This window comes from Rhodococcoides kyotonense (assembly GCF_001645385.1).
Taxonomy (GTDB): Bacteria; Actinomycetota; Actinomycetes; order Mycobacteriales; family Mycobacteriaceae; genus Rhodococcoides; species Rhodococcoides kyotonensis_B.
Genome location: NZ_LVHI01000018.1, coordinates 36,716 through 50,531, shown reverse-complemented (window position 1 = coordinate 50,531; position 13,816 = coordinate 36,716). Strand labels below are relative to the sequence as shown.

General features: G+C 66.6%; 1 protein-coding gene. It reads left to right on the top strand.

Features of this window, described 5'->3' with window-relative positions; genetic code table 11:
- The first annotated feature begins 88 nt into the window (after positions 1 to 88).
- Positions 89 to 13,657 (top strand): non-ribosomal peptide synthetase, encoded by a 13,569-nt coding sequence (locus A3K89_RS14575; RefSeq protein ID WP_084423808.1) that lies wholly within the window; start codon positions 89 to 91, stop codon positions 13,655 to 13,657.
- The last annotated feature ends 159 nt before the right edge of the window (positions 13,658 to 13,816 follow it).

Below are 13,816 nucleotides of genomic sequence, written 5' to 3'. Positions count from 1 at the left end.
GTTCGGGGTGAATGGCTGTGGTACCGGTGTCTTCAGTGTGCGTTTCTTTCGTATGGGTCCTGTCCGATAATGCGGAAAGTCGAAGCGCGTGAGCCTCGACTCGGCGGGACCCGAATCCACACGTAGGCGGACATCTCGAAGCAGCAGGGAACGGCCGACCCGGGCGACGCGGCACCGGGCGGCGCGCTTCGCGACGCTCCCGCAGCTCCTTGCCGCGGCAGTGGACGCGCGACCGCACGGGATCGCCGTCCGCACCGACGATGGTTCGACCACGTACGCGGACCTCGATCGTCGATCGTCGAGGCTTGCGCGCGTTCTGATCCAGCGTGGTCTCGGCCCAGAGGATCTCGTCGCCATCGCCGTCACCCGCTCGTTGGAGTCCGTCCTGTTCGTATGGGCAGTCGCCAAGTCGGGCGCGGCCTTCGTTCCGATCGATCCGGACTACCCGGCCGAGCGTGTGCGCTACATGCTCGACGATTCGGGTGCGAAGACCGGTCTGACGACCCGGCGCACCGTCGACGTCCTGCCCGGCACAGTGCCGTGGATCGTGCTCGAGGACATCGAGCGTGATGCATCGGCGATGTCGTCGGAACCCGTTGCGGCGGTGGAACGCACGTCGGTTCTGCGCGCGTCGAACCTCGCCTACCTCATCTACACGTCGGGGTCGACCGGTACACCCAAGGGCGTCGCCGTCACCCACACGGGCCTGCAGAATCTCGCCGACTCGCAGCGCGTGACATTCGGCATCTCGGCCGAGTCCCGTACCCTTCACTTCGCGTCGCCGAGCTTCGACGCCGCGGTGCTCGAGCTGTTGCTCGCCGTCGGCGCGGCAGCCACGATGGTCGTCGTACCGACCGGAATCGTCGGGGGCGACGAATTCGCCGACGTACTGAGACGGCACCGCGTCACCCACGCGTTCGTGACGCCGGCGGCACTGGCGTCCGCTCCGAACAACGACCTGCCCGATCTGGAAGCCGTGATGGTCGGCGGTGAGGCGTACACGTCGGAACTGGTGGCGCGATGGGCTGTCGGCCGACGCTTTCACAACGTGTACGGGCCGACGGAAGCGACGTGCATCACCACCAGCAGCGCGCCCCTCGACCCGTCCGGGCCGATGCCGATCGGTACGCCGCTGACCGGCGTGCGCGCCTACGTCGTCGACTCCCGTCTTCGGGCTGTCCCCGTCGGCGTGGTCGGCGAGCTGTATCTCGCCGGGCCCGCCGTGGCCCGCGCGTATCACCGGCGCGGTGGATTGTCGGCGTCGCGCTTCGTGGCCGATCCGTGGGCCCCCGACGGTGGCGCAGGGAGGATGTATCGCACCGGTGACACCGTGCGTGTACGTCCCGACGGCTCGATCGATTACGTGGGACGCAACGACTCCCAGGTCAAGGTCCGGGGTTTCCGCATCGAACTCGGGGAGATCGACGCTGCGCTGGCGGCACACGACGCCGTCGACTTCGCAGCCTCCGCGGTACATGCGGGGGCGGACGGCGTCGACGCGCTGGTCGGGTACGTACTTCCCGCCGAGGGGCACACCGTCGAGCCGCGAGCACTACTCGACTTCCTCGGGCAGTCGCTGGCACGCCACATGGTTCCTACGGCCATCGTGGTCCTGGACCGAATTCCGCTCACCCCGGTCGGCAAGCTCGACCGGAAAGCCCTTCCGGCACCCGTGTTCGACACTGCCGAGTTCCGTGAGCCGGTCACCGACATGGAACGAGCCGTGGCCGAGACGTTCGCCGAGGTGCTTGGCGTACCGAGGGTCGGCCTGGACGATCACTTCTTCGAGATCGGCGGAAACTCTCTCAGTGCGACGCAGGTCGCGTCGCGGCTCGGGGCCCGGTTGAACGCCCGAGTCTCCGCACGCGTGGTGTTCGAGGCGTCGACAGTCGCCGGTCTGGCCTCGCGGGTGGAAGGGGAACTGGGCGGCGGAGATGCGCTGCCGCTCGGACCCGAGGTGCGCCCCGACGTCATCCCGCTGTCGTTGGCGCAGCAGCGTATGTGGTTCCTTCAGAAATTCGATCCGACGTCGCCTGCCAGCAACGTCCCGGCAGCTCTGAGCCTCGAAGGGCCTGTCGACGTCGACGCGCTTCGTGACGCCGTCGTCGATCTCCAGCGACGACACGAGTCGCTGCGAACCGTCTATCCCGATCGCGACGGTGTCGGCTTCCAGGTCGTCGTTCCGGTCGAACGCACCGGCGTCGAGTTGAAGTATCTGTCGATGACCGACGGCGCCGTCGCGGCGCACCTCACCGACGTCGCACTGCAACCGTTCGATCTGTCCACGTCGGTACCACTACGCGTCGAACTGATCTCTCTCGGCGGTGACAGGCATGTGCTGGTGGTCGTCCTGCACCACATCTGCGCCGACGGTGCATCGGTGGCGCCGCTCGTCACGGATCTGGTGACGGCGTACCTCGCCCGCACCGAAGGCCGCGAGCCCGGGTGGGCGCCGCTGCGTGTCCAGTACGCCGATTACAGCCTGTGGCAACGGAAATTGCTCGGTTCCGAGTCCGATCCGGCGTCGCTTGCGTCGCGGCAGCTCGACTACTGGACGACGGCACTTGCCGACATCCCCGATCGCATCGAGTTGCCGACGGACAGAGCACGACCTGCGGAGGCATCCGGTGTCGGCGACACGGTCGAGTTCGAGGTGAGCGCGGTCGTCCATGCAGCGCTGACCGAACTGGCTCGACGGTGCGACGCGACGCCGTTCATGGCGATGCACACCGCCTTCGCGATCATGCTGTCGAAGATCGCAGCGACGAACGACGTCGTCGTCGGAACTCCCGTCGCGGGTCGCGGCGAACACGACCTCGACGCGCTCGTCGGAATGTTCGTCAACACCTTGGCGCTGCGCACCCAGGTCGATCCGTCGATGACGTTCGTCGAAATGCTGGGGCGCGTCCGCGAGACAGACCTCGGCGCGTTCGCGCACGCCGAACTGCCGTTCGAGCGACTGGTCGAGGTGCTCGATCCGGTTCGCTCCGCCGGCCATCACCCGTTGTTCCAGGTCGCCCTCTTCTTCCAGAATCTGCAACAGAGCAGAGTCGAGCTTCCCGGCACGTCCGTGACGTTGCTGGATCTCGACGTGGCCGTGGCGAAATTCGATCTGCAGCTGACCATCACGCCTCGGATCGACGAGGCCGGCGAGCCTGCAGGGATGTCCGCCACGTTCACCTACGCGACCGACCTGTTCGAGCGGTCTACGGTGCGCACGTTGGCCGATCGGCTCGGTGCCGTGCTGAGCGCGGCCGTCGCGGATCCACACGTCGTCGTCGGTGACATCGACGTGCTGACCGACGGCGAACGGACCGACGTGATGCTGGCGTGGAACGACACCGCGCATGCGATCCCGGAGCGAACACTGCTCGATCTCTACGACGCACGCGTTCGGCGCACCCCCGACGCAGTCGCGATCGTGTCCGATCGAGAGAGCCTGACCTACGCCGAGTTCGACGACCGTGTGCAACGCCTGGCCCGGGTTCTCGTCGACCGTGGGGTGGGTCCCGACGTGCTCGTCGGGCTCGCGGTGCGCCGCTCCGCCCAGTTGGTCGTCGGTATGTACGCGGTGCTCGCGGCAGGCGGCGCGTTCGTTCCGCTGGACCCCGCGCATCCCTCCGATCGGTTGACCCACATTCTCGATACGGCGCGACCGCTCTGCGTGTTGACCACCTCCACCGACCGCCCCGCGCTTCCCACCGAGGCCGGTGGCGTCGGCGTCGATACCGTCGAGATGGACACCATCCTGGCCGACGGGGACGTCACCGCTACCACACGGGTTCTCCGCGCACACGTTCGCCGGGACAACTTGGCGTACGTCATCTTCACGTCGGGCTCGACCGGGCGCCCCAAGGGCGTCGCGGTGTCGCATCGCGCGATCGAGAACCAGATGTCCTGGATGACAGCCTATTACGACCTGGACAGCGACGACGTCTACCTGCAGAAGACCGCGACGACGTTCGACGTGTCGCTCTGGGGCTTCTTTCTGCCGTTGCGCACCGGCGCGTCGATGGTCCTGATGTCACCCGACGGGCACCGCGATCCGTTGCTGGTGGCCGAGGTCGTCGATCGCGAACAGGTGACGGTCACCGATTTCGTCCCGTCGATGCTCGGTGTGTTCGCGGCGCACGCGGCTGCCGATCGGCTGACGTCTCTGCGTCACGTGTTCGTCATCGGGGAGGCGCTGCCTCCCGAGACTGTCGACGCGTTCGCGGCGGTGTCGTCCGCGCGTCTGCACAATCTGTACGGTCCGACCGAAGCAGCGGTGTCGGTGACCCAGTGGGAAGCGACTTCGGTCAGGTCGCTGCAGCGACAGACGGTACCGATCGGAGTGCCGCAGTGGAACGTTCGCGTGCACGTGCTCGATGCACGGTTGCGACCCGTCGCGCCGGGGGTGGCCGGCGAACTCTACCTGTCGGGAGTGCAGCTCGCGCGGGGTTACGTGGGTCGACCCGATCTGACGGCTGACCGGTTCGTCGCGGACCCCAACGGCTTCGTCGGGGAACTCATGTATCGCACCGGCGACCTCGTTCGGTGGATCCCGGGTGGACAGGGTGCGCTGGAGTACATCGGTCGCACCGACTTCCAGGTCAAGTTCCGTGGCCAGCGCATCGAATTGGGTGACATCGAATCGGCATTGTTGTCACATCCGTCGGTCAGTCAGGCCGTCGTGCGCGTCGCGGAGACGTCGACCGGTGATCAGCTGGCCGGGTACGTCGTGCTCGCGCCGGGAGCCGACGCCGACAGCTCGGAACTGACCACGTTCGTACGTGACATCCTGCCGTCGTACATGGTGCCGACCGCGATCGTCGTTCTCGACGCACTGCCGTTGGGAACGAGCGGCAAGCTGGACCGAAAAGCGTTGCCGTCACCGGAGTTCCGGGTCAACGAATATCTTCCGCCGACGACTGCAGCGGAGGAGGTCGTCGCGGAGGTCTACTCGCAGGTACTGGGGCTTCCTCGCGTCGGAACCGACGACAACTTCTTCGACCTCGGCGGAAACTCGTTGGTGGCAACGCAAGTCGTGGCACGTATCGGCGCCGCGCTCGATACCAGGGTGCCGGTCCGAGCGTTGTTCGAAGCACCGACCGTCGCCGCGTTGGCGCTGCGCCTCGACTCTGCGTCGGACGACGGACGCACTCCGCTCGTCGCCCGTGTGCGTCCGTCGGTGGTGCCACTGTCGCTCGCCCAGCAGCGCATGTGGTTCCTCAACCGATTCGACACCACGTCGTTCGCGGACAACCTGCCGATCGCGATGAAGCTGGTCGGTGACCTGGACACGGACGCGCTCGCGGCGGCCGTCACCGACGTGGTGTGGCGTCACGAGCCGCTGCGCACCCGGTACCCGGAGCACGACGGGGTGCCACGCCAGCTCGTACTCCCCGCCGATCGTGTCGATCTCGATCTCGAACCGCGGTTTCTGAACTTCTCCGATGTGACGGCCGATCTCGCGACCTTCGTGTCGAGGGGTTTCGATGTCGCAGAACGAGTTCCGCTCCGAGTCCGGCTGTACGCGATCGGTGAGGACGACTACGTGCTGGCCGTCGTGCTGCATCACATCGCGGGCGACGGGTTCTCGATGCGTCCTCTCGCACGCGACCTGATGACGGCGTACGTCGCACGGACGGCCGGGCAACCGCCGTCGTGGTCACCGCTCGACGTGCAGTACGCCGATTTCGCGCTGTGGCAACGCGCAGTGCTGGGCGATCAGAACGACCCGAACTCCGTCCTGAGCACCCAGGCCGAGTACTGGACCGCTGCACTCGCCGGTCTGCCGGACCGCCTCGAACTGCCGACCGATCACCCGCGTCCGCGGGTCGCGTCCCACCGTGGTGCGACGCTCGAATTCTCGGTCGCGGGTTCGGTACATGCCGGGCTCAATCAGCTTGCGCGCGAACGCAACGGCACTCTGTTCATGGTGTTGCATGCGGCGCTCGCGGTGCTGCTCGGGCGACTGTCGACCGCGTCCGACATCGCCATCGGTACACCTGTCGCGGGTCGAGGTGAGCAAGCCCTGGACGACCTCATCGGAATGTTCGTCAACACGTTGGTACTGCGCACCGAACTGCATCGCGCGGACGAGCCGTTCGTCGAACTTCTGGATCGGGTGCGATCCGCGGACCTCGCGGCGTTCGGCCACGCGGATCTGCCGTTCGAACAGCTCGTCGACATTCTCGCGCCGGAGCGCACGACCGATCGCACTCCGCTGTTCCAGGTAGCGCTCGTGTTTCAGAACCTCGGTGAGGAAACGCTCGATCTGCCGGGGCTGCAGGTCTCTCGACTCGAACTGGAATCGAACACGTCCAAGTTCGACCTGCAGTTCACCGTGTCCGAAACGATCGGGGTGAACGGCGAATCCGCCGGCCTCGCGGGTGCGTTGACGTACGCCACCGACCTGTTCGACGCGTACACCGCCCGCACGCTGGCGAGACGGTTCGAAGCCATCCTCGGTGCAGTCGTCCACGGACCGGCGACGCCGATCGGCGACCTCGACATCCTCGACGACTTCGAACTGGAGACGCTCGTCCGGGCACCCTCGACTCCGGAAACGCCCGTCGTGCTGGCCGACCTCCTCGCCGCAGCGGTGGCCGCCGCACCCGACGGCGACGCCGTATCGTACGGCGGTTCCTCGATGACGTACACCGAACTGGACCGGCGTTCGTCGCGTCTCGCGCGGGTACTTCTCGACGCGGGCGTGGGGCCGGGCGACCTCGTCGCGATCGCGATTCCGCGGTCCTTCGACTCGATCGTCGCGCTGTGGGGCGTCGCGAAATCGGGCGCCGCGTTCGTGAGTGTCGACCCGAACTATCCGGCGGACCGCGTCGCGCACATGATCGACGACGCACAGCCCGCCTTGGGCCTGACCGTGACGAGGGCGAAGGACGCTCTCCCGGAAGCGATCGCATGGCAGGTGCTGGACGACGACGAGTTCCAGGAATTGCTGGCCTCGCACTCCGCCGAGCCGGTTGCAGGAGAGGAACTGCGACGGCCGCTGCACGTGACGCATCCCGCGTACGTCATCTACACGTCGGGTTCCACCGGACGGCCCAAGGGTGTGGTGGTGACCCACTCGGGTCTCGCCAATTTCGCTGCGGAGCAACGAGATCGATACCGGTTGGGCCGTGACGACCGTGCGTTGCACTTCGCGTCGCCGAGCTTCGACGCGTCGATCCTGGAACTGCTGCTGGCACTGGCATCGTCGTCGACGCTGGTCGTGGCACCGACAGATATCTACGGAGGCGAGGAACTGACGTCGCTGTTGCGCGGCGAACGCGTCACACACGCCTTCATCACGCCTGCCGCGCTGGCGACTGTCGACCCCGACGGGCTCGACGATCTGCGAGTGCTCGTCGCAGGCGGCGAGGCATGCCCACCGGAACTCGTTGCGAGGTGGACGGATTCGCGAAGTGGCCGCGAATTCTTCAACGGGTACGGACCCACCGAGACCACGATCATGACGAACATCTCGGCGCCGCTCGAGGCCGGAGACCGCATCACGATCGGCGGACCGATCAGAGGAATGTCGTCGTTGGTGCTCGACGACCGCCTGCGGCCGGTTCCGGTCGGTGTCAGCGGTGAGCACTACATCGCAGGCATCCAGCTCGCACAGGGCTACCACCGCAGGCCCGGCCTGAGCGCCGAACGATTCGTCGCCGACCCGTACGGTGCGCACGGAACGCGGATGTACCGTACCGGAGACGTCGTGCGGTGGACGGCCGACCGCGAGATCGAGTACGTCGGCCGCTCGGATTTCCAGGTGAAGATCCGTGGGTTCCGTATCGAACTCGGCGAGATCGACGCGGTGCTCGCGTCGCATCCGGACGTCGAATTCGCCACGACTGCAGTACGCGAGCTGGCGTCGGGAAGCGCTGCCATCGTCGGCTACGTTCTTCCCGCCGCGGAGCGGACGGTCGAGCCGCGGGAGCTTCTGGGGTTCGCTTCCGGTTCGCTTCCGGCGCACATGGTTCCGTCGTCGATCGTCGTACTCGACTCGGTGCCGTTGACGCCGGTGGGCAAGCTGGATCGAAAGGCACTGCCGGAGCCGGTGTTCCACGCGGCGGACCGAACCGAACCGGTCGACGCCACCGAGACGGTGCTCGCCGAGCTGTTCGCGGACGTGCTCGGACTGGACACGGTCGGCACCACGGATTCGTTCTTCGCACTCGGCGGCGACAGCATCGTCTCGATCCAGTTGGTATCCCGAGCGAAAGCCCGCGGACTGCGCATCTCGCCGCGGCAGGTGTTCGAACACAAGACGGTCCAGGCGCTCGCGCGGGTTGCGGTGCTCAGCGCTGACACCGACGTGGCGGGCCTCGCGGAACTCCCCGGTGGGGGCGTCGGCGAGATGCCGTCGACTCCGGCCGTTCGGTTCATGACGTCGCGTGGTGGGTCGTTCGATCGGTTCGAGCAGACGCTCGGGCTCGAGCTGCCTGTCGGAATCGAGCGCGCGCAGCTCGTCGCGGTCGTGCGTGCCGTGATCGATCGGCACGACATGCTGCGTGCGACGCTCGTCGCGGACGGCGACGTACCGATCCTGCGGACCTCGGAGCCAGGATCCGTCGACGTCGAGGCGATCGTCGAGCGCACTGCGTTCGACGAGAACGTCGATGCGGACGGCCTTGTCGCGCTCGCAGACGATGCGCTGGAAGACGCACTCGCCGGGCTCGACCCGTCGACGGGTCGTGTCATCCGGTTCGCGTGGCTCGACCCGGTGACGGCCGACGGTGGGTCGTCGCGTCGCACGGGACGACTGATCGTCGCGGCTCATCACATGGTCGTCGACGGTGTGTCGTGGCGAATTCTGATTCCCGATTTCGTCTCGGCTTGGCTGGCGGTGTCGGCGGGACAGAAGCCTCATCTGGACGCGGCAGGTACGTCGTTCCGCACGTGGGCACACGCGTTGCAGGACCGCGCGTCACGCGCCGACGAGGTGGAACTGTGGGAGACGGTCCTGGACGGACCGGACCCGCTGATGTCACCGCGCTCGTTCGATCCGTCGATCGATCTCGCATCGGCGGTGGAGAAGGTGACGGTACGGCTGTCGCAGGACGTGACCGTCGCCGTCGTGACGACGATCCCGACGATGTACCGAACGGGTGCGGGCGATGCGTTGATCGCGGCGCTCGCGATGTCCGTGGCGCGCTGGAGACGAGATCGCGGTGTCGACGAGATGTCGTCGCTGATCGGTCTCGAAGGACACGGCCGTGAGGAATCCGTGGTTCCCGGCGCCGACCTCTCTCGGACGGTCGGCTGGTTCACGTCGATGTTCCCGGCGCGAGTGGACCTGAGCGGAATCGACCTCGACGACGCGTTCCGCGGCGGCCCGTCGGCCGGGGCCGTGGTCAAGCGCGTCAAGGAACAGTTGCTTGCGTTGCCGGACAAGGGGATCGGATACGGCATCCTGCGTTATCTCGGCAACGCCGACGTCTCCGCGCGGCTTGCCGGCGGGCCTCGGCAGGTGAGCTTCAACTACCTCGGACGACTGTCGCACGGTGACATTCCCGAGGCGATGCAGGGCATCGGGTGGCTGCCCGCGTCCGATCTCGGTGAACTGGACGGCCGGGGCGATCCCGACATGCCCGCGATGGCGACGGTGGACATCAACGCGATCGTGCTCGGCGGCGAACTCAGCGCGGGCTTCGGATTCCCGTCGACGTTGATGGACCGCGACGACGTCCGGGAACTCGCCGACACGTGGGTCGACGCTCTGACTGCTGTTGCACGACATGCGCATTCGTCGAACGGCGGGCTCACCCCGTCGGACGTCGAACTGGTCCGTACGACGCAGTCGGACATCGATGCGTGGGAGGCCGCGTACGGCTCGGTCCTCGACGTGTGGCCGCTGACGCCGCTGCAGCAGGGGCTGGCATTCCACGCGCTGCTCGCCGGCGGTGGCGGTGGGGTGTACACCACGCAGATGGTGCTGCACCTGGAAGGGCACGTCGATGTCGACCGTTTACGCGGCGCGGCCGAGGCTTTGCTGTCGCGGCACCCCAACCTGCGCACGGCATTCGTTGCCGACTCGACGGGGTCGCCGGTTCAGGTGGTTCTCGACGACGTCGCATTGCCGTGGTACACGATCGATGCCCGCTCCGACGAGGTCGAGAGGTTACTGCGTGACGATCAGGAGGCGGGCTTCGACCTCGGCGCGCCTCCTCTGATCAGGTTCGTCTGCATCCGGACCGCTTCGGACCGAGTGACGCTGGGCGTCACGTGCGAACACGTCCTGCTCGACGGGTGGTCGATGCCGATCCTCTTGCAGGACCTGCTGGTGCTCTACGCGGTGTCGGGTGCGACCTCGGCGTTGCCCGCTGTGAGGCCGTTCTCCGACTACCTCAGGTGGCTGGTCGGCCTGGACGCGAACACGTCCCGCGACGCATGGGCAACCGCGCTGGCCGACTTCGACGAACCGACCCTGCTGACGACGGTGTTCGAATCCGATACGCGTCGAACAGGATTCGGGGACCATCGCTTCGCCCTGTCCGCCGAGACCACGATGGCGCTGACCGAGGTGGCCTCGTCCGCCGGTGTCACTCCGAACACCGTCGTTCAGGCTGCGTGGGCGATCGTGCTCGGGTCGCTCACCGACCGGGACGACGTGGTGTTCGGAACGACGGTCTCCGGACGGCCCGCGGATCTCGACGGCGTCGAGTCGATGGTCGGACTGTTCATCAACACGATTCCCGTTCGCGTTCGACTCCCACGCACGTCCTCGGTAAGGGCAGTACTGCAGGAGTTGCAGGCGACGTCCGCGGGTCTGCTCGATCACCACCACGTCGGGCTCGCCGAACTCCACCAGCTCACCGATGTCGGGACGCTGTTCGACACCTTGGTGGTGTTCGAGTCCTATCCTGTCGACCGCACGGCGATCGAGCAGGCCAGCTCGATCGACGGGATGTCCGTCGTCGGGATCGACACGGTCGATGCGACCCACTACCCGTTGTCGATCGTCGCCGTCGCCGGGGACGTGCTACATCTCGACTTCAAGTACGCGCACAGTATGTTCGACGAGGTCTCGATCGGTGACCTCGCGTCGCGGTATGTCCGCGTGTTGGAAGCAGTCGTCAGTCGCCCCGATTCGCTCGTCGGCGACGTCGACGTCACGAGGGACCACGAGCGGATCGCGCGCACCGGGCCGCCGGACGTCGGCCCGATGGTGCTGTCGGACATGCTCGTTCGCGGCGCGACTGTTTCTCCCGACGCGGTGGCTGTGGAGTGCGAGGATCGCATTCTCACTTACCGAGATCTCGACGAGCGGTCGAATCGCCTCGCTCGTGTCATCGTCGGGAGGGGTGTCGGCCCCGACGACGTCGTCGCAGTCGGAATCCGGCGTTCCCTCGAGTCGGTGATCGCCGTGTGGGCCGTCGCCAAGTCCGGTGCCGCGTTCCTCCCGGTGGACCCGTCCTACCCGCAGGCACGTATCGCACACATGATCGACGATTCGGGCGCGGTTCTGGGACTCACGGTCGCGCAGGATGCCGAAGCGCTGCCGTCGTCGACCGAATGGATTGTCCTCGACGATCGGGCTACGGTTCGCGAGACCGACCGTGTAAGTGCTGCTCCCGTGACAGACGACGACCGCCTGTCGGCTGTTCGGACGTCGCACGCCGCGTACGTCATCTACACATCGGGGTCGACCGGTGTGCCGAAGGGTGTCGTGGTCACCCACGCAGGACTGTCGAATCTTGCTGCTGCACAGTGGGAGAAGTTCGGCACCGACTCCACCAGCCGGACTCTCCACTTCGCGTCGCCGAGTTTCGACGCGTCCGTTCTCGAGCTGTTGCTCGCGGCTCCGGTCGGCGCGACGATGGTCGTCGTACCGACGTCGATCGTCGGCGGCGACGAACTCACGGAGTATGTGCAGGCCCACCGCGTCACGCATGCATTCGTCACGCCCGGCGCTCTCGCCACGATGGATCCCGGCGTGCTGCCCGACCTTGGCACCGTCGCTGTCGGTGGTGAGGCGTGGCCGCCCGAGCTTCTCGAGAGATGGGCACCGGGCCGGCGGTTCCTCAACGCCTACGGACCCACCGAGGCGACGGTCGCCACGACCATCAGTAACCCGTTGACCGCACGCGAACCGATCACCATCGGCGGCCCGATTCACGGTGTGCAGGCGTTCGTCCTCGACTCATGTCTACGGCCTGTCCCGGATGGAGTCGTCGGCGAGGTCTACTTCGCCGGTCGAGGGCTGGCGCGTGGCTACGCGGCGCTACCCGGACGAACGGCGGCGGCGTTCGTTGCCGATCCGTTCGGCGAAGGTGGTCGCTTGTACCGGACCGGAGACCGTGCGCGGTGGCGAGACGGTGCACTGCGCTACGTCGGAAGAAGCGACGCCCAGGTCAAGATCCGTGGGTTCCGAATCGAGCCGGGTGAGATCGATGCGGCACTGACGGCGATTCCGGGCGTCGACTACGCGGTGACGACTGTGCGTCACGACGACGACAGGCCGTACCTCGCTTCCTACGTCGTGTGCTCGCCGTCGAGCACGGCGACGGTCGGGGAACTACGCGCGCAGCTGAGGCAGACGCTTCCCGCACACATGATTCCCCTCGCGATCGTTCGGCTCGACGAGATGCCGCTGACCGGATCGGGCAAGCTCGACGTGGACGCGCTACCGGCGCCGGAGATCGGCACTCGGGTCTTCGTCGAACCGACGACCGATCTCGAACGGCTCGTCGCGACAGTGTTCGCGGAAACGTTGTCGGTCGAGCGGGTCGGTCTCGGCGAGGACTTCGTGGAACTGGGCGGCGACTCTCTTGCGGCCACGCAGGTGGTCTCGGCGTTACGTCGACGAACCGGCCGAAAGGTCATGGTGCAGTGGATTCTGGAGTCGAGGACCGTGGAGGGACTGGCGGCGAGAATCGGTGCCGGCGACGTTGTCGATCACGATCGTTCGTTGGACGTCATCGTCGCGCTGCGCGCATCGGGTAGCGGAACTCCGGTATTCTGCATCCACCCGATGCTGGGTCTCGCATGGGGATACGTGCCTCTTCTTCGAATCATGGATGCCGACGTGCCGGTGTACGGAGTGCAGACGCCGGCGTTGCGGGAGCCGGACTTCGACGCTCGATCGATCGTCGATCTGGCAGCACGTTATGCATCGGAGATCGAAAGGACGAGACCGAACGGTCCTGTATCTCTACTGGGCTGGTCGCTGGGAGGTGTACTCGCACACGCCGTCGGCGTGGAGCTACAGCGTCGAGGTCGTACCGTCGAGGCGTTGACACTGTTGGACTCGTTCACACGTGTCGACGCGTCCGCGTTCGACTCGGAGGTGCGGGCGCTACTGACGGCGGCCGGCGTCGCTCTCGACCCCGACGTCGCGGTGACGTCGCCGAACAATGCAATCGTTCGTGCGCTCATGTCGATCCTGCCCGACGATGTCATCGCACTGGACGAGGATCGGATCTCGCGCATGTTCGCGGCCGCGTCGTCGTCGCCCGATTCGATCAACGCCTACGAACCCGGCGTGTTCTCGGGCCGTGTCACGGTCGTCAGGGCAGGCATCGATCGTTCGGACGACCACGACACCGTTGCGACCTGGGGTCCCTACGTGTCGGATGCCGTGCTGGAGCTCGTTGCGCCTGTCACACACGCCGACATGTTGTCGCCCCTTGCCATGGACGTGATCGGACGTGCGCTGCGCCACTGAACGAGGCTTACGAGCTACTCGCGGGTAACGGACGTCGAACAGGAGCCGATACTGTTTCGGGTTGCGAACGAACGTCTGTGATCGGTAACTGACTTCTCGTCGTGCCGTCCGGCGGGACGATTGGTTCGAATACCCTGTACGGGCTCGGCAGCAGGGCCG